Below are 23941 nucleotides of genomic sequence, written 5' to 3'. Positions count from 1 at the left end.
AGGTTCAGCGCTTCTCGCGGTGGCCGCCGAACTGGTAGCGCATCGCGGAGAGGAGCCGGTCGGCGAAGTCGGCGGCATCGCGGGAACTGAACCGCTCGTAGAGGGCGGCGGAGAGGACCGGGGCCGGCACCCCTTCGTCGATGGCGGCCGCCACCGTCCACCGCCCCTCCCCCGAATCGGCAACCCGGCCGGCGAACTCCGCCAGATTGGGACTGCCGAGGAGCGCGGCCGCCGAGAGGTCGAGCAGCCAGGAGGAGATCACGCTGCCGCGGCGCCACAGCTCGGCGATATCGGCCAGGTTCAGTTCATAGCGGTACTGTTCGGGATGGCGGAGCGGCGTCGTTTCGGCGTCCACCGCCCGGTTTTCCGCCCCGGCGTTGGCGTGATGGAGGATGTTGAACCCCTCGGCATAGGCCGCCATCAGCCCGTACTCGATGCCGTTATGGACCATCTTGACGAAATGGCCGGCACCGCTCGGCCCACAGTGCAGATAGCCTAGCTCCGCCGTGCCGCCCCGCGCTTCGCGGCCCGGGGTGACGGAAGCAGCGTCCCGGCCGGGAGCCAGGGTGGCGAAGAGCGGTTCGATCCGCCGTACCGCCGCCGGCTCGCCGCCGATCATCAGGCAGTAGCCCCGCTCGCGCCCCCAGACCCCGCCACTCGTCCCGACGTCGAGATAATGAAGCCCCTGCGTCGAAAGTTCCCGGCTGCGGCGGAGATCGTCGTGGTAGTGGGAGTTGCCGCCGTCGATCAGGATATCGCCCGGCGCCAGGAGCGGCGCCACGCTGGCGATCGTTTCGTCCACCGCCGCGGCGGGAACCATCAGCCAGACCGCGCACGGTTTTGCCAGCCGGGCGACGAACTCCGCCGGCGATGCCGTTCCGGTCGCCCCCTCGCCGGCCAGGGCCGCCACCGCCGCCGCGTTCCGGTCGTAAACCACGCAGTCGTGCCCCCCCTGTAGCAGCCGCCGCACCATGTCCGCGCCCATCCGCCCCAGGCCGATCATCCCCAGTTGCATCTCATCCCTCCTTTATGCCGCCCGCCGTCCCGGCCGGCAATTCCAAGGCCGCCACCTTGGCCAGCCGGCGGCAATGGCGCTCGGCGCCGCTGAACCGGGCGGCAAGAAAGACCCGCACCAGTTCCCAGGCCTCGGCATAGCCGACCACCTGGCTCCCCAGGCAGAGTACGTTCAGATCGTCGTCCTCCACCCCCTGGTGAGCGGAGAAGCTGTCGTGGATCAGGGCCGCCCGGACGCCGGCGATCTTGTTGGCGGCGATCGACGCGCCGACGCCGCTGCTGCAGAGGGCAACCCCCCGTTCCACCTCCCCGGCGGCCACGCCGCGGGCCAGCGGCACGACGAAGTCGGGGTAGTCGTCCCCCGGATCGAGCTGGCGGGCACCGTAATCGATCACCTCGTGGCCGGCGGCCCGGAGGTCGGCCGCAAGGCGCTCTTTCATCGTAAAGCCGCCATGGTCGGCGGCGAGCCCGAGCCGCATCCCCTCAGGCCTCCGTGCCGGCCAGCAGGGCCTGTGCCCGGCGGCAGACTTCGTCGACGGTAAAGCCGTATTCCCGGAGCAGCACCTCGCCGGGGGCCGAGGCGCCGAAGCGGTCCACACCGAGCACCGCCCCGCCGACACCGACGTAGCGTTCCCAGCCGAAGGGCGATCCCGCCTCGACGGCCAGCCGTTTCGTCACTTCGGACGGCAGGACTGCCTCCCGGTAAGCCCGGGGCTGGTCGTCGAACAGCTCCCAGCTTGGCAGCGACACCAGCCGGACCCGACGCCCCTGTTCCTGCAGCCGTTCGCGGGCCGCCAGCGCCAGCGCCAGTTCCGAACCGGTGGCGATCAGGATCAGCTCGGGCTCGCCCCCCGCCGCTTCGGCGATCACGTAGCCGCCGCGCCGGGCTCCGGCCGCCGGGGCATAGCAGCTCCGGTCAATGGTCGGCAGGTTCTGCCGCGACAGGACCAGCGCCACCGGCCGGCGCTTTTCCTCCAGCGCCGTCTGCCAGGCGACAGCGGTTTCGTTGGCGTCGCCGGGCCGGATCACCACCAGATTGGGGATCGCCCGCAGCGAGGCGAGCTGCTCCACCGGCTGGTGGGTCGGGCCGTCCTCGCCGAGGGCGATGCTGTCGTGGGTAAAAATATGGATCACCGGCAGCCCCATCAGCGCTGCCAGGCGGAGCGACGGCCGGAGATAATCGGCGAAGGTGAGGAAGGTGGCCCCGAAGGGGATGGTGCCGCCGTGGGCCGCCATGCCGTTGAGGATGGCGGCCATACCGTGCTCCCGGACCCCGAAGTGGATGTTCCGGCCGGCAAACCCCCAGTCGCCCCCTACCGCCCCCTGGCGGTCGTCGACCGGTAGCGCCGCATCCTGGAAATCGCCGCCGCCGGTCAGAGCGGTGTGGGTCGACGGATTGAGATCGGCCGAACCGCCGACCAGTTCCGGAATGCGGCCGGCCAGCGCATTGAGGACCTTCCCCCCCGCCACCCGGCTCGCCAGCCCTTTCGGATCGACGGGAAACTCCGGCAGCGCCTCCTGCCAACCGGCCGGTAGCTCGCCCGCCACCGTCCGCTCGAATTCGGCGGCAAACTCGGGAAAGTGCTGCCGGTAGCCGTCCAAGAGCCCCTGCCACATGCTTTCCGCCGCCCTCCCCCTGGCCAGCGCCTCCCGGCAATGGCGGAGCGCCTCCTCCGGGACCAGGAATGGCGGTTCCGCCGGCCAGCCAAGCGCCTCCTTGGTTAACCGCACCTCGTCGGCGCCAAGCGGCGAGCCGTGGGCCTCGAAGCTGTCCTGCTTGTGCGGCGAGCCGTAACCGATATGATTCCGGACCAGGATCAGCGACGGCCGGGCCGTTTCCGCCCGAGCCGCAACGATCGCCCGCTCCAGGGCAGCAAGGTCGGTACCGTCCGTCACTTCCTGCACCTGCCAGCCGTAGGCGGCGAAACGGGCGCCGCGGTCCTCGGTAAAGGTGAGGTCGGTGGCAGCCGCCAGCGAGATTCGATTGTCGTCGTAGAGGACGATCAGCCGCCCCAGTCCCAGGTGGCCGGCCAGCGACGCCGCTTCCGCCGCTACCCCTTCCATCAGATCGCCGTCGCCGGCCAGGCAGTAGACGTAATGGTCGACGAGGGGGAATGCGGGCCGGTTGAAACGGGCCGCCAGGTGGGCGGCGGCGATGGCCATGCCGACGGCGTTGCCGAGCCCCTGGCCGAGGGGACCGGTGGTCGTCTCGACGCCGACGGTATGGCCGCGCTCCGGGTGGCCGGGAGTCTTGCTCCCCCACTGGCGGAACCGCCGGAGCTCCGCCAGCGGCAGCTCGTAGCCGGTCAGGTGCAGCAGGGCATAGAGGAGCATCGAGCCGTGGCCGGCGGAGAGGACGAAGCGGTCGCGGTCGAACCAGCCGGGATCGGCCGGATTGTGGCGGAGAAAGCGGTCCCAGAGCAGGTAGGCCATCGGCGCGGCGCCGAGCGGCAGTCCCGGGTGGCCGCTGTTGGCCTGCTGGATGGCATCAACCGCCAGGAAGCGGATGGTATTGATACAGAGGTTGTCGAGCTCGGCAGGGTTCGCGCTACGTTCTTCGGTCACGGCGTCACTCCTTGGCAGGCGGTTGATGGTGGCAGACGACGGTTCTTAAGTGTAGCGCAGATTTCCCGCCTTGCACAGTTCCCCGGCGGTGCCGCCGACAAAAAACCGCGACCGGTGGCACCGGCAAAGAAAAAGCCCCGTCGGACGGTGTCGCGACGGGGCGTGGCAAATCATGGCGGCCGGGAGGCCTAGCGGATGACGATATTGTCGAGGGTGAGCGAGCCGGCGCTGATCGTCAGACCGAGCAAGACACTGGTGTCGGCAGTGGGGGTAAACGAAGCGTCGTATCCCCCGCGCAGCAGCACGGCGAGCGCCGACTGCAGCACCAGGCTTTCGGCGGCGGCGGTGGCCTGCACATCGATGGTGCAGGAGCTGATCCCGCTGGCGGCGGCCAGGGCCTCGGCGATCGAGCCGTAATAGGCGGTGGTGCCGGTGGTGAGCCGGACCGGCGGGGTGGCGGTGAAGGTGGCAGTAACCGCGACCGGCCCGTACTGATTCACCGTGCAGTCGCCGGTCCCCGTGCAGCCGCCCGACCAGCCGCTAAAGAGCGAGCCGGCGCTCGGGGTCGCCAGCAGGGTGACCGGCAGCTCGGTAAAGACCGCCTGGCAGTCGCCGGTACAGGAGATCCCCGCCGGGGTGCTGGTGACGGTGCCGCTCCCGCTGCCGGCGAAGGTCACGGCGAGATTCAGCCCGGGAGTGACGACAATCTCGTCCGACAGCGGCCCCTCCACCCCGCTCTTCAGGGCGGCGATCGCCACGTAGTAGGTGGTGCCGTTGTTGAGGCTGCCGAGCGTATAGCTGGTGACGGTGCCGACGGTCACCGTAGAGCCGAGGGAGCCCGAAGCGGTGCCGTAATGGATGGTATAGCCGGTGATGCCGGTTTCGCTGTTGGCATTCCAGGTGAGGGCGACCGCCCCGTTCCCCGGTGTGCCGGCCAGGCCGGTCGGCGCGGCGGGCGGTTCAAGCGCGAAGGTGGCGATGGCTGTCTGGTCGGCGGCCATCGTCAGGGTACAGGTGGGAGTGGTGCCGGAACAGGCGCCGGACCAGCCGGTGAAGACCGAACCGGCGGCCGGGGTCGCGGTGATCGTCACCGAGTCGCCCCGGATATAGTCGCCGTCGCCGCTGCTCCCGCTCCAGGCCAGGGCGCCGAGATTGTCGGCGATGCTGCCGCTGCCGATCGCGGCCGTCGTCAGGGTCTGTTTATTGGCGAAGATGCGGTTGACATGGATGTCGGTGTCCCCGAGAGGGTTGGTGAAAGTCCCGGCCAGGACGATGTTGCCGTCCGCCTGGAGCGCCACCCCGTGCCCCTCGTCGTTACCGCTGGCATTGGGGTAATAGTAGCCGTAGAAGTTGTAAATGGTCGGATCGCCCGTCCCGTCGGCGTTGAGCCGCAGCACCCAGATGTCGGTATCGTCGATGAAGTCGAAAGTACCGACGACAACAATCCGGTCGTCCGGTTGAACAACCAGGGCGCTGGCCCGGTCGGCACCGGTGCCCCCGTCGACGTAATCGCCGATCGAGGAATCGAAGGTGGTATCCTTCGTCCCGTCGTCATTGAGCCGCAGTACCCAGAGATCGGTATCGCCGCCCCCCCAGTCGACATCGCCGGCAACGACGATTTTGCCGTCGGACTGAACGGCAATCGCCCGCCCTTCGCTCAGGTTGCCCCCCCCGCCGAAAAAGGCGCCGTTCAGGCCGTTGAAGCTGTCGCGGGTCCCGTCGCTCAGCAGCCGCTCGACGTAGAGGTCGGACGTGCCGCCGGCATAGGCATAGGTGCCGACCAGCAGGATCTTGCCATCGCTCTGCAATGCCACGCCCCGCCCCCGGTTGCCGCTCGTTTCGCTCCCCGTCCGGTAGACGCCGGTCCCGCCATTGAAAGCGCTATCGAGCGTCCCGTCGGCATTGAGCCGCAGCACTTCGATTTTGGTAACCCCGGTACCGAGATCGCGGCTGCCGATCACCATGATCCGGTCGTCGGTCTGGATGGCCAGCCCCGCCGCCTCGTTGGCGCCGGTGGCTCCCTCCTGGTAATAGCCGGTATTGCCGTTGAAGGTGCCGTCGACGGTGCCGTCCGTGTTGAAGCGCCGGACCTGCCAGGCGTAGTTGCCGTTCCCCAGGTCGACGGTGCCGAGGACGACGATCTTGCCGTCAGACTGCAGCGCCACCGCGGCCCCCTTGTCGAGGCCGGTGCCGGCACTGCTCCCCGTGAACGAAATGGCCCCCGGTGTACCGGCGGCGTTGAAGGTGCCGTCAAGGAGCCCGCCGGTGGTAAGCCGCCAGAGGGTGATCAGGGAGGTGCCGCTGGCCGGCTGGGCCAGGGTGCTGACCACCAGCAGCTTGCCGTCGGGCTGCACGGCAATGCCGTCGCCGGTGTCGTTGCCGTCACCGCCGAGCAACGCCACCCCCTGGTTGTCGGAGAACGTGGTATCGATCAGGTCGTCGTAAACCGTGCTGGCGCCGTAGGAAGCGGAGGTCGCCCCCCCCTGTTCGAGAAACTGGAGAAAGACACTATAGACATCGAGATTGAGCGGCGTGGCAACCGTCCAGGACTTGGTGGCCGCCACCGGTTCCCAGGCGCTCCAGGTGGCATCGTCGGCACTGAAGCGCATCGACTGCACCGGGTTGGGATAGTCGGCGGCGTTGATCGACAGCTGGACGGTCGGATAATTGGTAAACATCTTGCCGCCATTCACCGTCAACACCGCGGCCTCGGCCGCGCCGGCCGCCAGCAGCATCCCGGTCAACATCGCCAGCACCAAGGCGCGACAGCCATGAAACAGTTTTACGTCCTTCATCTTCTCCTCCCTCATCAGGCCGAGCCCGTCAAATTCGTCGGTCCCCCGCCGGCGGGGGCAACTCCCACCCCGGCAGATGATGGGAAGGCATTATACTGGAAGAACAATCGTAAGACCACTTTAATCTTTTACCCTCACTGCCGCCGGGCACCACAGACGCCGAGAGCCCGCAACCGACTCGGCTGCGGGCTCTCGTGCCCTCCTCCCGCGCGGGGCCATCACCGGCGGCGCGAAGCGACAACCGGCTGGCGGGGATGGCGACGGTCAGACAGTGCTTACTTGTTCTCCTCCAGAATCCGCAGGGTGGCTTTCGCCTCTTTCAGCTTTCCCTGGAGCCGCTGCAGCTCAGCCGTGGTATAGACGGCAGTCCCTTTGCCGAGCTCCGTCTGAAGACGGGAAATCCGCTGCTGGATGCTATCTGTTTGCCGGGCGCAGTCTTTCACGAGCATGGCGCAGTCCTTGGCGCACTGGTCGTCCATGCCGGCATGGGAAGAGCCGTGCACCGTGGCGAAAGCCGGGACGGCCGAAATGAGGGAAACTGCAGTCATCAGCACGATTGTTCTTTTCATGGTCATAGTCTCCTTTGTAGAGCTTTTCGCGCGGGCTCCTCATCACCCCGGGGAACCGCACCCTTTGACCATGATATTTCATCTCCCGTGCCAACACGCAACCTGTTGTTTTTACGCAAAATACCCAAAACGCCGCGCCGCAGGCAGGAGAATATTCCGGAGGCATTGTCGAATATTCCCCAGCCGCCGGCGAACGGCGGCTCACGCATACCAGTCGTCGCGGGTGAGGGGGAGACAGCAGCGTCCCCGGTCGCATCTGACGAGAACGGTCTGAAAGAGGTTGAGCCGGCCGAGGCGGAAATTGTAGGCCGAGCCGGCCATGTAGAGCCGCCAGATCCGGTAGATCGCTTCACCGGCCACGGCGCGGGCCTCCTCATGGTGTGCTTCCAGGCGCCGGACCCACTCTTCGAGGGTCCGGGCGTAATGTTCGCGGAGATTTTCCAGGTCGCGCAGGTCGAAGCCGCAGCGCTCGGCGGTTTCGATGGTGGTGCTAATCGGCAGGAGCTCGCCGTCGGGAAAGACGTACCGGTCGACGAACGACGGCCCCTTCGGGAACGGCTGGCCGCTGTTGACGGCAATGCCGTGATTGAGGAACACGCCGCCCCGGCGGAGCAGCCGCCAGGCTTTGTCGAAATATTCGGCCAGGCGCGCCTTCCCCACATGCTCGACCATCCCGACACTGACGATCTTGTCGTAGGTCTCCTTCTCGTCCAGCTCGCGATAATCCTGGACCGCCACCCGGCAGCGCCCTTCCAGGCCGGCCGCCCTTATCCGCTCGCTAGCCAGCTCCGCCTGCAGCTGGCTGAGGGTGATGCCATAGGCGGTGACCCCGTAATGCCGCACCGCATGGAGCAGCAGCCCCCCCCAGCCGCAGCCGATGTCCAAGAGCCGCTCCCCCTCCTGGAGGCGCAGCTTGCGGCAGAGATAGTCGAGTTTCTGCTCCTGGGCGGTGTCGAGAGAATCGTCGGGGCGCTTGAAGTAGGCGCAGGAGTAGATCATCCGCTCGTCGAGCCAAAGCCGGTAGAAATCGTTCGAAATGTTGTAGTGGTAGCTGACCGCCTGCCGGTCGCGAGTGGCGGAATGGACCGGCCCGTGAAGTTGTGCCAGCCGCTCCCGGTCGCGCCGCCGCTCGTCGTCGGGGAGCGCCAGGAACTGGGTCCGCAGGCGGATCAGGTCGGCGAGGGTATGGCGGGTAACGAACAGATGGTCGGCAAGGGGGAATACGTCCTGGATTTCGCCTTCGACATCAATGTCGTCATAGATGTACGCCTCGCCGAGCGACAGTTCGTCGGGATGACGGAGCATCCGGCGCAGGGCACCGGGACTGCGGATGATCAGGGTGAAGCGGGGCGGCTTGCCCGGCTCCGCTTCCCAGAGGGTTTCGTCCCAGAGGCGGACGGCGAAATTCCGCAGATGGCAGCTGCCGAGCAGATATTTCAGCAGTTCGAGACTCTTGTCCCTGACCCGATCGGCCTTTTCCCCGGCGAGGTCGGTCATTGCATCCCCTCCGTCGCGTTGATCCCCTTTCCAAGTGTAGTTACTTTTCCCGGATACGCAACCGGATCGCCCCGCCTAGAATTTGATGCCGACACTGCCGACCACCGTGAACGGGGCGCCGGGATAGTAACTGGTCGCCAGCGATTCCGAGATATCCTGATCGTTCTTGATGATGCCGATGTACCGCTTGTCGAACAGGTTGAGCAGATTCAGGCTGACGGTCAGTTCGTCGAACTCCCAGACCTTGCGCCGACGATATTCGAGGGTCAAATCGACAACCTCGTAAGCGGCAATCGCCTCCTTGTTTTCGATGTCGCCGTAGCGCTCGCCAATGTAGCGCACCACCGGGGTGACCGAAAAATCGGCCAACCGGGCGGTCAGGCCGGCCTTGCCGAGCCACTCGGGGGCATCGGCCACCTGCTTGCCGGCGGACTGGACGGTGCTGCCGGCGGCGGTACGCAGGTCGTCGTCGAAGCGAAAACGGTTGTAGGAGGCGGAGCCGAAGAAGGTCAGCCAGGGAAGCGGCGTCAGCCCCACTTCCAGCTCGGCGCCCATCGATTGAGCGGCAGCGCTGCTCTGATAGTAGCTGGCATTGACCCGCGGATCGTAAGCCAGCACCTGTTTGTCGTGGAAGGCGCCGTAAAACAGGGTGGGCGCCACATACCAGCCGTCGCCGCCGAACCGTGCCCCCAGGTCGACGTTGTCGGACAGCTCCAGCTTGACGCCGTCCCAGAGATCCTGCAGGGAGATCCCGGCGGCCGTGAATGCCGATTGATTGCTCTTGAAGGTCGAATAAAGCGGCCCGAGCCACCCCTCGGCGTAGTTGCGGCCATAGGTCAGGCGGATGCTGGTCCGGTCGTCAAATTCATAGCTGACACCAACGTTGGGGAGCCAGGCATCCTGGGTGGAGCCGGCGGCATGCAGCCCCGCCGCCGGTCCGCTGCTGGCCGCAAGGGCATCGTCGTAGGAGATGTCGCCGAGACCGGTGGTCTGGTAGCCGGTCACCTCCGGCAGCTCGATCCGGACGTATTTGACCCCGGCATCGAGCCGCAGCTTGCCGAAACGGTTGCTCACCGCCAGGTACGGTTCGTGGAAAATGCGATCCTCCACCTTGGTCAACAGCCCCCACCCCTTGAAAGCCAAACCGTTGGCGGCGATGTTGTACGATTTCTGGCTGGTGGGGGGCGGCATGGTATCGGCATCCTGGTACCAGTAGCCCACCTTGACCCGGCTCGGGCCGAGCGTCAGGGCGTACTCGGCGGTAAAGCCCAGCTGCGCCTGGGTGATGTCCACCCGGTTCACCACAGCGTTGTTGCTGCTGGTACCGTTGCCGAAGTAGCGGTACCCCTCGCTCCCTGCGTAGTAGGGTTTGAAGGTCAGGGTGCTGTCGGAGGTCGGCCGGAACTCAATCACCGAGAGGATCGCGTACTCGTTGAAGCGCTGGCGGTTGTAATCGTAGTAGTTGATATTCTGCAACGCCGTGGCCGTGCCGATCGGCGTGGCCAGGGAACCGTTGTAGTCGTAGTCCCGGTAGAAACCGTCCGATTGGGTCTGGGCGTAGGTCAGGGGCCGGTAGACGTGCTGGCGGAAGGTGTTGAAGACCCCGAAGAGCGAAAAAGAAGTATTCCCCGGCAGCGGCTGGCTGAGGCCGGTACTGACGTTGCTCCGCTCGCCGTCGCCGGCGCCCCGCCACTTGTCGGCGCTGCTGCGGCTGGCCGAGGCGAACAGCCGGGTCCCGGTCGACAGCTCGCCCGAATCGAGCCGGACAAAGGTCCGGTTGAAGTGCTCCGCACCGTCACTGCGCAAAAGGGTCAGCCACGGCAGGGCGCTCCCCCAGCGGAGCGACTGCTCCAGGGCGCCGGCGGTATTGCCGAAGCCGAAGCCGCGGTCCACCGGGACCGCCCCCCGCACCAGCGACAGCCCGGCCAGGTTGTCGAGGTCGATCAGGTTGCCCATCGCCCCCTGGCCGACGTTGACGCCGAGCGGCACTCCCTCGACGGTGCGGGAAAGGCGGGTAAAGGTGTCGCCGATCTGCCCCCTGATCCGCAGCGGATTCTGGTCCACCGTCAGGCCGAAGGCGTCGGCCTGCTCGCTGTGCACCGACGGGAGCAGGTCCAGCGCCCGGTACGGGTTGGTCCGCGCCGGACCGGTCAGCAGTTCCACCGTCCGGCGGGGCATCACGCTGACGGTGGCCGGTTCGCCGGCGGGAACGTCGACGAGTTCCGCCTCCCGGTTCCCCTTCACCGTCAGCCCTTCCATGGTCAGCCCCGCCGGCTCGTCGCCGGCATAGGCGAACCCGCCGCCCAACAGCAACAGCGGGATGAGTGCTCGTCCAGTCAATCGCATGGCATAATCCTCCTCGGATGAACGTTATGGGATGGCCCGATCGCGGTGGGCCGCCTGCCAAGCCGCGACGAAGGTACTTTGGGTGGCGCGCCGCAGCCGCGCGAGATCGTGTGCCAGAAGATACGGCCAGCCGGGCCAGCGCAGCGGCGCATCCTCGGGGATGACCTGCCGGGCGGCGGGATGGACAGCCGGGAACAGCGCTCCGGCGCAGATTTCGGCCACCCGCGGGCCGGTGAAGAAGTCGACGACATCAGCCAGCCGGTCGCGGCTCGTCTCCTTGACGAGCATGAACAGCGGCGTGGCCAGGGCCCCCTCCTCGGGCCAGACGATCGCCAGGTTTTCCTGGTCCTTGGCCGTCCGGGCGAAGAAGAGCGGCAGCATGGCGATGGCCGGCGTATCCGGCTTGCCAAGGCCGAGCCGCTTGACGAACTGGGACGGGTGGAGGCCGTAGCCGATAGTCCGCGCCAGGGTGCGCAGGCCGGCATCGCCGAACAGCGCATGGAGCGAGAGGATGGCGCTCTCGTTGAACGAGCCGCCATGGGCGCAGATGGCGGTGGTACCGCCGTAGCACGGCTCCAGCAGGTCCGCCCAGCGGCGCGGCATCGGCAGCGAGCCGAGCCGGGACTTGTCGACCGCCAGCACGTACAGATTGACCGCAATCATCCGGAACAGGCTGCCCGGGTCGGGGAGTCCGAGCGCCGCCAGCCGCGGATGGACCGGGTACTCGGCCCAGCAGTGGAACAGCCCGGGATCAAGGAAGCGGCGACGGAAGGGGTGGGAGAGAAAGCCGTTCAACCCGGAAGTGACGATCAGGTCGGGCAGCTCGTCGAGCAGCTCGATACCGTCCGCCCGGTCGACCAGCGAGAGCTGATCGCAGGCGTCGAGGGTGCTGGTCAGCGCCGCGCCCCGTTCCCGCCGGCTCGCCAGCAGGCCGGCCAGCTCGGTTTCCAGCGGGACCTTAAGCGGGCAAGGGAAACCGGCAAAGAGGTCCAGGGCGCCAAAATCGTCATCGTAGTTGTCGGCTGCGGTCGTTACGGAAAGCATCGCGCGTCTCCTTGTGCATGGTCGGCCGCCGGGTCGGGCTCCAGGCCGTACAGGGCGGCCACGCCGGCGGCGGTAACGATCTCGCCGGGGGCTCCGTCCCGGACGATCTCCCCCCGCCGCAGCATGACCACCCGGTCGGCGACCCGCCGGGCGTGGTCCGGATGGTGAGTGGTGAAAATGCAGCTGTAGCCGTCCCGCCGAAGTCGGGCAAGCCGGTCCAAAAGCCGCTGCTGGTTGCCGTAATCCAGGCCGTTGGTCGGCTCGTCCAGCACCAGCGTTCGCGCCCCCTGGGCCAGCGCCCGGGCGATCAGCGCCAGCTGGCGTTCGCCGCCGCTGACCTCAGTGTAGGGGCGCTCGGCAAGGTGGCCGATCCCGAGCCGCTCCAGGGCTTCGCCGGCCAGGCGCCGGTCCGTAACGCCGTAGCGCCCCAGGAAGCCGCTGTGGGGCATCCGGCCCATCAGCACCACGTCGAACACCCGGTAACCGAACGCCTCGCGGTGCACCTGGGGGACGTAGGCCAGTCGCCGGGCCCGCTCCCGTGCCGGGATGCGGCGGAGGTCGCGGCCGTCGAGCCGGACCCGGCCGCTGCTCGGCTCCAGGATACCGAGCAGCAGTTTGAGCAGGGTAGTCTTGCCGCTGCCGTTGGGACCGAGCAGCGCCAGCACCCCGCCATCCCCGCAGGCGAGGTTGAGCCGTTCGATCACCGGCTGGCGGCGATAGCGGAACGAGACGTCTTCCAGGGAGACCGGGGCCATCAGCGCCATCCTTTCCGGGCATTCCCGAGCACCAGCATGAAAAAGGGGATTCCCACCAGCGCCGTGACAATGCCGATCGGCAGCTCGAAGGCGAAGGCGAGCCGGGCGACGTCGTCCACCGCCACCAGGTAGCCGGCCCCGAGCAGCGCCGCCACCGGCAGCAGGGTTTCGTTGTCCGGCCCCGCCACCATCCGGGCGATATGGGGGATAATCAGCCCGACCCAGCCCACCGCCCCGGCGACCACCACCGTCAGGGCGCTGACCAGGGTGGCGGCGGTAATGACCGTCAGGCGGACCCGGGCCACATTGACGCCGAGCGCCGCGGCCTCTTCGTCCCCCATACTGAGGATGTTGAGATAGCGCGCCGACAGGATCAGCACCGCCACCCCCGCCAGCATCGGCACGCCGGTCCGGAAGACCATCGCCCGGTCGGCGAGGGAAAGGTTCCCCATCAGCCAGTAGACGATTGCCGGCAGCTGGTTATAGGGATCGGCCAGGTACTTGACCAGCGAGAGCAGCGCCGAAAAGAGCGCCCCGCTGATCACCCCGCCCAAAACCAGCATGATGGTGCCGCCGATCCGGTAGATGCGCGCCAGGCCGACCGCCAGCGCCACCGCCGCGATCCCGCCGAGGAAGGTGGCGCACTGGACCGCATACCAGCTTTTGAACAAGACCATCCCCAGGGCCGCCCCGCATGAGGCGCCAGCCAACACTCCCAGCAGGGCGGGCGAGACCAGCGGATTGACGAACATCGCCTGGTAGGCGGCGCCGGAAACCGCCAGCGCCGCCCCGATCAGGGCGGCGGCCAGGATGCGGGGGAGCCTGATTTCGAGCAGCAGGTTGCGCAAGAGTTCCGTCCGGTCCGGCGGCAACGCGGCCCCGCCGAACCATTCGGCCCGCAGGAAAGCGCCGATCTCTCCCGGCGGCAGCGGATACTTCCCCAGGCAGAGAGAGGCGAAAATTACGATCAGCAGGCCGACCACGGCCGTGACGAGGGGCAGCGGTTTCATCGGTGACCGTACTCCTGTGCCCCGTTCATTCCAGGACGTAGTCGACCGGGATCAACAGTCGGGCGCTGACCGGCGGCCGGGGAAAGGGGGCCGCCCGCCGCACCGTTGCCAGGGCATCGCCGTCCAAGAGCGGACAACCGCTGCTCCGGGCCACCCGCAGCTCGGTCACGCTGCCGTCCACCAGCACCAGGAAGGTGACCGCGACCCGACCGCTCCACCCCATGCGGAGCGCCCGGCGGGGGTAGCGCAACTCCCGGCCGATCAGCTCGCGGATATAGGCGAAGTGTTCGCGCAGGTAGCGCTGCTGCAAGGTGGTCGTCGACACCGCCGCCGACCCGCCGGCGTCGTGCCCCCCCGCCGCCGTGCCGTTGCCGCCGGAGGCGGTACTCCCCCCGGCGCCGGCAACGACGCCGGTTGTCGCCGGACTCCCGCCGGCCACGGCCACCACCGCGGGCGGAACCGCCGCCGGCGCAGGGGTCGGGGGAGCTGCCGGCACCGGCACCGGCGGAGATACGACCGGCATGGGCACCGGCGCCGGCAGCGGCTGAGCCGGCGGCGCTGCCGGCCGGGGCCGCCGTTGGCCCTTTCTCTGCCGCGGCTGCCCGGCCGGGGCCGCCGCCCGCATTTCCCGTTCGGCCGTCGGCAACGACAGGGCGGTCAGATCGACCACCAGCGGTGCCGGCACTGCCGGAAGCCGGGGGGCAACCGCGCAGACCACGCCGCCGAAGGTGCAATGGAGCAACAGCGAACCGAGCAGGGCACTGCCGAATCCCCGTTTTCCCCGCCCCCCCTCCGCCCCTCCCCGGAGCTCTGCCGCGCCGTCGAGCCCCATGGCCGCTCAAAACGACACTTCCAGCCGGCCGCCGTAGGCCAGCCCCTGGTCCTGCCAGCCGGCGATGGTCACGTAGCGGTCGTCCAGCAGGTTGCGACCGTAGACGGTGGCCCAGGCACGGGCTTTTGCCAGGGTGAAGGCGTAGCTGACGTTCAGGTCCAGGCGGGTATACTCGCCAGCCGGCCGGTAGATGTTGTTCACCGAGAGAAAATTGTTCTCGTACGGGCCGACGTAGTTGAGGATCAGGTTGCTCTCCAGGCCGCCGTAGCGGTGGGACAGCCGCAGGTTGACCAGATGGTGGAGCATCACCCGGTTGGTTTCGCCGCGGTCGGTGGTGAAGTAGGAGTAGGACGTCTGGTAGCCGAAGCCCCAGGGAAGGCTCCCCTTGACGCTGGCCTCCGCCCCTGCCCGAACCACGTCGGCGGTATCGTAGATGTTGTAGGCGGTGGCGCCGCTGCCGCCGGTGGCGGCGGCATAGGCGAAGTTGCGGATGTCGTAGAGGAAGAGCGTCACCGCCGGATTGAAGAAGGGGTGATAAGCGGCCTCGACCCCCAGTTCGTACTTGTAGCGGTTCTCCGTCCCCAGCTCTTTGTCGTCCACCGTCGCCAGGAAGCTGTCAGCCTCCTGGCGCGAGTAGCCGAAGCGGGCAAGCAGCCGGTACTGCTCGTCCAGCCGGTAGGCACCCCCCAAGGAGAGGCTGACCGCCGGCTGCTGCCACTCGTCGCTGATCTTCTTGTTGCTCGCCTGCAGCGGCGAATACTTGTCAGACCCCTGTTCGATCAGCTTGGCGTCCACCCGGGCACCACCATCGAGGGTCAGCCGGTCGGTCGGCCGATACTCGTCCTGGAGGTAGCCGGAGAAGAGGTCTTCCTTGCGCGGCACCCCTTCGTAAAAGAACTGGCCGGTAGGGCTCTTCCAGCGGAACGACTGGAAGCCGCCGGCCAGCCGGTTGGTCGCCGTGGCGGCGACGTGCCAGAGGTGCCAGCTCTCCACCTGGTCCTCCTGGTGGATCGGCTGCGGGGTATTGACACTGGTGGCGGTCTTCAGCACCTCGTCGTCGGTGACCTGGCCACGGGCGTAAGAGAGCGAAGTGGTATGCACGGCATTCCACGGCTTGTGCAGATTGAGGGACAGCTGGAGCGTTTCCAGCGGATCGTAGTACCAGAGTGAGCTGTAGGCGGTGCTGTCGGCGGTGGCGCGCTGCATTTCCCGCCGGCCGTTGGCGTAATAGAGCATGAAATCGCCCTTGAGGGCGGCGCCGTCGTAATTGCCGTTCAGCAGCAGGGAGAGGTTATTGGCGGAGTTGTTCCAGCCGTCCCGGCCGCTGGTGCCGGCAGCGGTGCCGGCCACCCGGTAGGCGAAGGGCCCCCGCCGGTTGCCGTGATAGAGCTGGAAGGTGCGGTCGTCGAAGCTGCCGTACTGGGCGATCGCCCCCAGCTCGGGCCGTTCCCCCCGCCGGGTGGTGATCACCATGAACCCCTGGTTGGAGCTGCCGAGGCCGGCAGACGGGACATTGTCGTGACTCATCGCCGGAGAAAAGGGGGTAAAGGGGCCGAGGGTGACGGCGGTGCTGTCCCGGACGATCCGGACCGACTCGATGGCGTCCACCGGAAACTGGGCGAGGATGCGCGAGGCCTGGGACCAGGGGAGGTAGACGCCGTCGAGGATCACCCCGACCGTATCCCCTCCCCGCAGCTGCAGCGAGTTCATCCCCTTGCGCCCCTGGAACTCCACCCGGGCGCCGGGCGACAGGGCCGCCAGGTCGTAAACGCTGGCCGGCGCCGCCGCGCGGATATCCTCCCGGTCGAACTCCTCCACCGTCGCCGCCGCGCTGGCCGGCACCGTCGTCGCGCTGTAGGCCGGCTGGTGCTCCCGCCGGCCGACGACCCCGACGCCCTCCACCTCGAGTGGCTCTTCGCCGGCACCCGCCGGGACCGCCGCCGCGAGTGCCAACAGGGCCATTCCCCAGACCATCCGTTTCCGCATACCCTTCCTCCTCTTCCGGTAGCAACCGGTATATTTCATTTTATATAACGCATAGCGCGATTCGGCCGTCGTCAGCTGCCGCGCAGGATCTCGGCCAGCTGGCGGTCCGTCGGTTCGACGCCGAGGAAGAGCCGGTAAAACCGCCTGGTTTCAGCAACCGGGGCGAAGTGGAACCGCTCGGGATGGAGCCGGTTCGCCAGCCAGCGGAGGCCGAGCAGCCGCATGAACGAGGGGGGCCGGTCGAACCAGTTGAACGGCAGCCGCGGAATCCGGTAGACCCGCCCTTCGCGGACCGCCCGGATCGCCTGCCAGCGCCGGTCGCGAGCGGCCGTCGCCAGGAACTGTCCGTCCTGGGCAAGGATGACCTGCGGGTTGTAGAGCAGCACCTGTTCCAGAGCAACCTTCTCCATGCCGTAATGGTCCAGCGCCTCGCCGCGGTGGACGTTCCGGCCGCCGGCCAGCCCGATCAGCTCGGCATGGAAGGAGCCCTCCCGCTCCGTCGCCAGCCCGTCCGCCCCCTCGGCATAGTAGACCGCCGGCCGCTCCCCTGGCGCGATCCCCCCTACCGCCCGGTCAACCGCCCGGAGCGTTTCTTCGGCATAGCGGCGCAGGCTGGCGGCCCGCTCGCGGCGACCGAGCAGCTCGCCGAGAAAGGTGAAGGCGGCCGGATAATCACGTAGCGTATCGATCCGCACCTCGACGACCGGGATGCCGAGTTGGCGGAACAACCGCTCGTAGCGGGCATTGATCTCCGGCTGCGGCCACGACCAGACCAGGATGATGTCGGGCCGGGCCTTCAACAACAGTTCGCTGTTGAGGTTCTTCCCCTGGCCGACCGAGCTGCCGATCACCGGCAGGGTGCGGACCGCCGGGGCGAGGAACGGCCGTTCCGGGCCGCCCGGCGGGTTATTGAGGCCGACGAGCAGCCTCGGATCGATGGCATAGAGCAGGTAGGTCGCCGGTGGCGACGTGGCGTAGACCCGGGTGATTCGGTCCGGAACCCGCACCGCGCGGCCGGTCATGTCGGTAATCAGCCGCGCCTCGGCGGCCACGGCCGTCGCCAGCCAAAGCGCCAGCGCCAGGACAACCGGCGGCCAGCGCCGCAGCCGGTAACGACAGGAGTGCGGAAGGAGCGCCGGACGCTTCATACCCCCTCCCCGCTGGCGGCACGGCGGAACGTCAGCCAGGTGCCGCTCTCATCCTTGACGAGGGTCGCGCCGGTAATCCCCGCTCGGTCGACGGCCTGCAGGAAGACCGCATCAGCAAAACCGCGGCATTTGGGCTGCCAGTCCGGCTCCTTCTCCCGCATCCGGCCGATGATCGCCTCGCGCTGCTCCCACGAGCCGAAACCGCCGCCGATGCAGACCGCCCCGCCGGGGGCCAGCACCCGCCGGACCTCCCCGAGCACCCGGGCCAGATCGTGCCAGAAGTAGACCGAACCGCGGCTGACCACCAGATCGACGCTGCCGTCCGGCAGCGGGATGGCATGGACGTCGCCGCAGAGCGCCGTGACCCGGCCGGTCGCCCCCTGCTCGGCGATGTTGCGCTCGGCGATCGTCCGCATCTCCGGCGATTCGTCGAGCAGATAGACCGAGAGGGTGCTGAGCCTGGCCACCGCCAGCCCCAGATAGCCGCCGCCGCTCCCCAGGTCGAGGCAGACGCCGCGGTCGATGCCGCTCCGGGCCAACATCTGGCTGGCCAGCAGCGGATAGACCGGGGCAAAGACGGTGCGGGCGATGACGTCGAATTTGTGGGCATCGATCGGCATGACGGACGCTCCTTTGGCGTTATATAATTAGCAACACAACGATAAACAAAAAAAATGCACTGCCAAATTCTTCTGCACGCAAGGCCTGCCGCCCATGCGGGGAGCGGACGCAGGCCGAGTCATCGGGGGAGATCGAAGGGGGAATGGCTCAGAACTCCCCGGCGATCTCCTCGCCGTTACGCAGGGCGTGCCGCACGGCGGTAAGCCGGGCGTCCATCTCCTCGAAGCGGGCGAGATTGGCCCGCTCCGCCGCGCTGGTAGCGATGATCCGGGCCACGCCGCCGTTTTTGAAGACCAGCCGCCGCTCCCCCATCAGGGCGAGGATCGGGTCGTGGGTGGCCATCAGGATGATCTTGTCCCGGTCGGCCAACAGGGCCAGCGCCCGTTTCCGGTCGATGCCGGCGTTCTCGATCTCGTCGATCAGGACGATCGGCGAGCTGCTCAGGCAGGCGACGTCGGCGATCATCAGCGCCCGGGACTGGCCGCCGGAGAGGGCGGTGACCGGGGTGGCCGGGGTGAACTGCTCGCCGGCCAGACTGTTGGCCAAGTCGAGGATCGTCCGGGTGACAGCCGCCGGCTCGGCCACCATCCGGCTTTCGGCGTGGAGGCTGATGAACTCTTCGGCGGAGAGGTCCATGACGAAGTTCATGTTCTGGGAGAGCTGGGCAACCAGCTTCTGGTCGACGGCGTAGCGGCGTCCCGGGTCGGGAACCGCCCCGTTGATCAGCACCCGCCGACCGGTGGGACTGTCCCCCTGGGCAAGCCATTCGATGTCGGCAAGGAAGCGGCTCTTCCCCGAACCGGTCGGGCCGACGATGCAGGTCACTTCGCCGGGGCGAAGCTCCAGGGTGAAGTTTTCCGCGGCGCCGCTCTTGTCGCGGCCGCCGATCACCGTCACCGAACCGATCGTCGCCCGCTGGGGCCGGAGCAGCCGCTCCACCCCTTCCATGTAAGCGGCAAACCTCGCCAGCAGTTCCTGCCGCTCCAGCCCCACGTCCTCCAACCGCTCCTCGTCCAGGGCCGCCAGACAGCTCGCCAAGGTCGGCCCGGCGGGAAGTTCCGCCAGTCCCAGCGCGGCGAGGAAGTCCCGGACGTGGGGATGCTCGTGGAACAGCCGCTCGAGCGGCAGATCGGCGTACGGCGTCTTCATCGGCATTATTCCAGCTCCATTTTCTTGACGTTCCCCATCTGGAAGTCGGCGCCGATCCGGCGCTGGCCGAGACAGTAGGAACAGAGGGCCGCCGGCATCGAAAAGCGGAGCAACCGCCCCTCCACCGCGACCACCGGCGCCGCGCCTCGCAACAACCGCCCCAATTCGTGCCCCCCCTGGCCGGTCAGACCGTTGACGTGGATGATCACCGCCCCGGCATTGACCTGGCGGACCCGATGGGCAAACACCTCCCGTTCGGCCTGGGAGACGATGTCACCCTTGGTGACCACCACGATGTCGGCCATTTTCAGCATCGGCCCGATCTTGCGCGGCGTCTCCACCCCGCTCAGGTTGTCGATGACGCAGACGGCGCAGACGTCCTTGATGTGAGGGGCGCAGCGGTTGCAGAGGCCAGCGCTCTCGCTGATCAACAGGTCGAAGCCGCTCCGCACCCCCCAGGCGAGACACTCCTCGATATTGCTGACGAAAAAATGGTCGGGACAGAGGTTGCCCGACAGGCCGGTGCGGGCCGGAATGCCGCGCCGCTCGTAGAGTGCCTGGTCGCCGGAGGAGAGGCAGTCGAACTTGACCACCCCGACCGACACCCCCTCCGCCCGCAGCGCCTCGGCGGCCTTGCAGATGATGGCGGTCTTCCCCGACGACGGCGGACCGGCCACGGTAATCAGGCGCATCCCTGGCCTCCTCCCGCCGGATGCCGCAAGCGGACAACGGCACGGTGATCGGTCATGACAGGTCCCTCCTTACTGGAGATCTTTCGCGAGGCCAGGCCCCCCTTCGCAAAGGAGAGGCAACTGTCTGGCGGAAGACTGAGGCGAATCGGGTCTCCCGGGACGAGAGGTCCCCCTGAGCAGCTGATGGTTCATACATCGTGCCAAGCGTGCCACCGCAAAAAAATATCGTAATATCGCTACAATAGCTTTGCGGCGCCTATCTGTTATATACATAAAAACATAACGATTGCCTAAATCAGTGGCAGGTCGCCGGAAAACCGGGCAACTGAACATGGCCCGGCGGGGATCGGCCGCCCGGGAACCGGACGGTTCCGGCAAAACGGGCAATTGGTCACAGGGACGGAGGGACGAAAAAAGATCAGTTCGTCCCGGAGAATTCGGGACTTCCGGTTGACACCTCGCTTCGGTAGGGTATACATGATGCGTTAAACTTAATTATCGACATTTATATTTTACGCCGATCCATGCTGTGGCTGCAGTGGGCAGCTCATTGCCCCGACGACCATACTTCCCACCGATGGAGATTGCCGGGGCACAAGGGCCCGACAGCATCATCGGCTCATTTATGTCTTTTGTTTCGGCCACGTAACATTGCCGCGGCCATAAAATGCACTGCCGTGGCAGCGGGCCGGGTTACAAAAATCGGCAGCAGACAGCGGGCGGCCCGGTATCGCCATAATGCGTCGCAGCCGCCCTAAAGCGCCAGCGCGGCACTTTTTGTTAAAATTTAAAAATTATATGTCGATAATATTTAACCATAGACTGCAGTTTCCTTGCCGAAGCATGCTGGGCTTCGCGAGCAAGAGGCCAGTGACGGCCGCCAGTCTCCAGCGAAATGTCGCAGTAAATTCCTGCAAATGCCTGTTTCATCCACCGGCGCTGTTCCCCATCGGCATCGTTCCGGCGCCGTGATCCCGGAAATCTGCCATCGGGAAAGGTGCCGTTGCTTCCGGCCGGACCAGGCAATCGCAACCAAGGAGGAACCCCATGTTTTGTTTCCATGAGAAACTGGTGGAAACGGACCTCGGCAACGGCGTCCGGTTGAAGTCGCTCGGCGCCGGCGCCAACATGAATGTTCTGCACTGGGACATGGCCGACCGCAGCACGGTGCCGAGCCATCACCATCCCCAGGAGCAGTTCGGCTACGTCATCCGCGGCGGGTTCGAAATGACCATCGGCACGGAGACGGCAACCCTCACGGCCGGCGACTGCTACTTCATCCCGGCGGACGTCCCCCACTGCTTCACGGCCATCGGCGCCACCGAAGCAATTGACGTCTTCAGCCCCGTTCGTCACGGGCTCCCCGGAGAAAAGGCCGAATAGCCCCTGCTCCCCGGCAGCGCCTCGACAATAAGCCTTGATCGAAGTTCCGATCCGTACCTAACAAAAGGAGGAAGACATGGCTAAGAAAGTTCTCGTGGTGGCAACGAATTATGGTGCATGGGCCGAAGAGCTGCAGGCTCCCTGGGACGCCCTGAAAAAGGCGGGTTACACCGTCACCATGGCAACCCCCCTCGGCAAGAAGCCGCTCCCCTTTGCCCTGAGCGTCGACCCCGACTTCGACGATCCCCTCCAGCACTACAAGGTCAATCCTCCCGAAGTCTGCAGCCGGGTCCGGGAAATCCTCGCCGGCCCAGAATGGAACGCCCCGATCAAAATCGCCGACGCCAAGATGGCCGATTATGACGCCATCGTCCTCACCGGCGGCCCCGGCGTCTGCCTCGATATCACCAACAATCCCAAGGTCCACAAACTTATCCTCGACGCCTTCAACAGCAACAAGTTGATCGGCGCCATCTGCTATTCCGTCGGCGCCCTCGCCTTCACCCGCAATCCGGCCAACGCTTTCCGGAGCGTCCTCTACGGCAAGAAATCGACCGCCCATCCGCGGGCCTGGGACTTCGACTTCGAGCTGAGCTACACCCTGGCGGAGACGTCCCCCGATAACCAGGGGACCGACGTGGTTACCCCCGGCTTCCTGCTGCCGCTGCAGGATGTGGTCACCGATGCGGTCGGCCCCGCCGGCGCCTGCGTCGCCGACGAGCAGGCCAACCGGGAAAACCCCTGCGTGGTCTTCGACTGGCCGTTCGTCACCGCCCTTTCGGTGGAATCGTCCATCGCCTACGGCCAGAAACTGGTGAGCATCCTCGCCGAGCGCTAAAAGCGGCCGATCCGGCAGTTCCGGAAAAAGGAGCGATTACATGAACGTTGCGCAGTCAATGGTGAAAATGCTCGAATCCATCGGCGTCGATGCAGTCTTCTCCGGCTCGGGGCAGGGCTCGGGGGACATGCTCTTCGCCTTTGCGGAATCCGAAAAGATCAGGACGATAATGGTCCGGCACGAACAGGCCGCCTCTTTCATGGCTTACGGCTATGCGATGTTTTCCGGCAAGCTCGGTGTCTGCAATGCCCAGGGGGGGCCGGGCTCCTTCAACTTCTTCTCCGGGGTCGGCATGGCCTATTCGGGCGCCTACCCGATGCTCTCCATCGCCTCTTACGCCCCCCGAAAATGGCGGGGTAAGGGGGATCTGGGGGAAGTGACGGGGTTGAACCGCACCCCGAACTCCCAGGCGATGTTCAGTGCCACCACCAAGAAGACCTATCTCATCGAGCGGCCCGAACAGGTCTGCGATCTCTTCGAGGAAGCGGTGAACCTCGCCTGCGAGGGGAGACCGGGACCGGTCCACATTGACATTCCCTACGACGTGGCGGCCATGGAGACGACATGGCACCGCGACATCTCGCTCAACGTCAAGCCGGTCACCCCGCTGGACAAGGACGTGGAGCTGTTCGCCGAATACCTCGCCCAAGCCCTGGCGGCAAAAAAGAAGGTCGTCGCCTACTTCGGCTTCGGCTGCGTGCTGAGCAATGCCGGCCCTGAACTGCGCGCCTTCGTCGAACGGTTCCAGCTCCCCTTCATCACCACCATGGACGCCAAGGGGATCATCCCCGACAATCACCCGCTATCGGTCGGGATGCCGGGCACCTGTGGCGATCCGGGCGCGCGCCAGGCGTTGAAGGAAGCCGACGTCGTCCTGGCCGTCGGCAACTCCTTCGCCAAGTGGCAGGCCTGGAAATTCCAGGAGGACATCTTCGACAATAAAGTCCTCATGCAGATCAACATCGACCCCCACGAGATCGGCAAGGTGTTCAAGAACGACTTTTCCATGGTCGCCGACGTCAAGCCGGCGATCACCAAGCTCACCGCCGCCCTCGCCTCCCGGATCACCGTCCGGGAACAGGCTCGGCCGGTCATCGATCGCCACTGCCTGCAGCCCATCCCTTACGAAGGGAACAAGGTCCATCCCGGCCAGCTGGCGCGGGAAATCGGCCGCCTGGTGCCCGACCGGGCCATCGTTCTCGGCGACGCCGGCGCCCACATGATCTGGCTTGCCGCCCACATGCAGCTGAACGGCGGGCAGACCTACAAGAACCCGGGCAGCTTCGGGCCGATGGCATCCCACACCAACGCGGCCATCGGCGCTCAACTGGCGGCTCCCGACCGGCGGGTGATCGTCGGCTGCGGCGACGGCTGCTACCAGATGGCCGGCTTCGAGCTGATGACCGCGGTGCAGAACCGGATACCGATCATCTGGATCATCTTCAATAACAGCGAATTCAACATCATCAAGCTGTTCAACCTGGTGGCTCACGGCAAAGAGGTCTTCAACCACCTCCTCGGCCCGGACTTTGCCGAATACGCCAGGCTGTGCGGCGCCAACGGCTTCCTGGTCGAAAACATCGGCCAGTTCGAGCCCGCCTTCAAGGAAGCGCTGGCGTCGGACCGACCGTCGGTCATCAACGTGGTCATCGACGAAGAGTGCGTCATGCCGTTCAAGCTCTACGATCAGGAATAAC

General features: G+C 66.6%; 19 protein-coding genes. 3 read left to right on the top strand and 16 right to left on the bottom strand.

The genetic code is table 11. From position 1 onward, the window contains the following. Nucleotides 1–4 precede the first annotated feature (4 nt). The 16 genes from gnd to QMN23_RS05650 all read right to left on the bottom strand — a co-directional run bounded on the left by gnd (nt 5) and on the right by QMN23_RS05650 (nt 20023). A complete protein-coding gene (gnd, locus tag QMN23_RS05725; protein WP_282002508.1) occupies nt 5–1015 on the bottom strand; it encodes a phosphogluconate dehydrogenase (NAD(+)-dependent, decarboxylating) in 1011 nt (336 codons plus the stop codon). Between the two features lies 1 nt (nt 1016). Further along, a complete protein-coding gene (locus QMN23_RS05720; RefSeq protein ID WP_282002506.1) occupies nt 1017–1493 on the bottom strand; it encodes an RpiB/LacA/LacB family sugar-phosphate isomerase in 477 nt (158 codons plus the stop codon). Between the two features lie 4 nt (nt 1494–1497). Beyond that, entirely contained in the window at nt 1498–3579 is a 2082-nt protein-coding gene (gene tkt, locus QMN23_RS05715) for a transketolase (RefSeq protein ID WP_282002504.1), read from the bottom strand. A 188-nt stretch (nt 3580–3767) separates the two neighbouring features. Further along, complete coding sequence (locus QMN23_RS05710; protein WP_282002502.1) at nt 3768–6374, bottom strand: InlB B-repeat-containing protein; 2607 nt, start codon at nt 6372–6374, stop codon at nt 3768–3770. Between the two features lie 275 nt (nt 6375–6649). Next, a complete protein-coding gene (locus QMN23_RS05705) occupies nt 6650–6943 on the bottom strand; it encodes a hypothetical protein (RefSeq protein ID WP_282002500.1) in 294 nt (97 codons plus the stop codon). Between the two features lie 201 nt (nt 6944–7144). Next, a complete protein-coding gene (locus tag QMN23_RS05700; protein ID WP_282002498.1) occupies nt 7145–8440 on the bottom strand; it encodes an SAM-dependent methyltransferase in 1296 nt (431 codons plus the stop codon). Between the two features lie 75 nt (nt 8441–8515). After that, a complete protein-coding gene (locus QMN23_RS05695; RefSeq protein WP_282002496.1) occupies nt 8516–10786 on the bottom strand; it encodes a TonB-dependent receptor in 2271 nt (756 codons plus the stop codon). Between the two features lie 24 nt (nt 10787–10810). Beyond that, a complete protein-coding gene (locus tag QMN23_RS05690; protein ID WP_282002494.1) occupies nt 10811–11830 on the bottom strand; it encodes an ABC transporter substrate-binding protein in 1020 nt (339 codons plus the stop codon). After that, on the bottom strand, nt 11818–12585 hold the full coding sequence (locus QMN23_RS05685; RefSeq protein ID WP_282002492.1) for an ABC transporter ATP-binding protein: 768 nt from the start codon (nt 12583–12585) through the stop codon (nt 11818–11820). Before QMN23_RS05685 ends, QMN23_RS05690 begins: the two co-directional genes overlap by 13 nt. Beyond that, the gene (locus QMN23_RS05680; protein WP_282002490.1) at nt 12585–13595 is read right to left on the bottom strand and encodes a FecCD family ABC transporter permease; all 1011 of its coding nucleotides are present in this window, start codon (nt 13593–13595) and stop codon (nt 12585–12587) included. Before QMN23_RS05680 ends, QMN23_RS05685 begins: the two co-directional genes overlap by 1 nt. Nucleotides 13596–13620: 25 nt before the next feature. Then, complete coding sequence (locus tag QMN23_RS05675; RefSeq protein WP_282002489.1) at nt 13621–14427, bottom strand: energy transducer TonB; 807 nt, start codon at nt 14425–14427, stop codon at nt 13621–13623. Nucleotides 14428–14433: 6 nt separating this feature from the next. Continuing rightward, nucleotides 14434–16413 (bottom strand): TonB-dependent receptor plug domain-containing protein, encoded by a 1980-nt coding sequence (locus QMN23_RS05670; protein ID WP_282002488.1) that lies wholly within the window; start codon nt 16411–16413, stop codon nt 14434–14436. Nucleotides 16414–16484: 71 nt separating this feature from the next. Further along, nucleotides 16485–17561 (bottom strand): ABC transporter substrate-binding protein, encoded by a 1077-nt coding sequence (locus tag QMN23_RS05665; RefSeq protein ID WP_282002487.1) that lies wholly within the window; start codon nt 17559–17561, stop codon nt 16485–16487. After that, complete coding sequence (locus QMN23_RS05660) at nt 17558–18181, bottom strand: class I SAM-dependent methyltransferase (RefSeq protein WP_282002485.1); 624 nt, start codon at nt 18179–18181, stop codon at nt 17558–17560. The genes QMN23_RS05665 and QMN23_RS05660 overlap by 4 nt, the downstream gene beginning before the upstream one ends. Nucleotides 18182–18329: 148 nt before the next feature. Next, a complete protein-coding gene (locus tag QMN23_RS05655; protein WP_282002483.1) occupies nt 18330–19337 on the bottom strand; it encodes an ATP-binding cassette domain-containing protein in 1008 nt (335 codons plus the stop codon). Continuing rightward, nucleotides 19337–20023, bottom strand: coding sequence for a GTP-binding protein (locus QMN23_RS05650; protein WP_282002482.1), 687 nt, complete (start codon nt 20021–20023; stop codon nt 19337–19339). Before QMN23_RS05650 ends, QMN23_RS05655 begins: the two co-directional genes overlap by 1 nt. A gap of 1047 nt (nt 20024–21070) precedes the next feature. Here QMN23_RS05650 and QMN23_RS05645 point away from each other — a divergent pair. The 3 genes from QMN23_RS05645 to QMN23_RS05635 all read left to right on the top strand — a co-directional run bounded on the left by QMN23_RS05645 (nt 21071) and on the right by QMN23_RS05635 (nt 23940). After that, nucleotides 21071–21406 (top strand): cupin domain-containing protein, encoded by a 336-nt coding sequence (locus tag QMN23_RS05645; protein WP_282002481.1) that lies wholly within the window; start codon nt 21071–21073, stop codon nt 21404–21406. A gap of 76 nt (nt 21407–21482) precedes the next feature. Further along, complete coding sequence (locus QMN23_RS05640) at nt 21483–22244, top strand: DJ-1/PfpI family protein (protein WP_282002479.1); 762 nt, start codon at nt 21483–21485, stop codon at nt 22242–22244. Between the two features lie 40 nt (nt 22245–22284). Further along, entirely contained in the window at nt 22285–23940 is a 1656-nt protein-coding gene (locus tag QMN23_RS05635; protein WP_282002478.1) for a thiamine pyrophosphate-binding protein, read from the top strand. The last annotated feature ends 1 nt before the right edge of the window (nt 23941 follow it).

This window comes from Geotalea uraniireducens (genome assembly GCF_027943965.1).
GTDB classification, from domain to species: Bacteria; Desulfobacterota; Desulfuromonadia; order Geobacterales; family Geobacteraceae; genus Geobacter; species Geobacter uraniireducens.
Note: the sequence above shows the minus strand (reverse complement) of the source record. Positions and strands in the feature narration are given on the sequence as shown.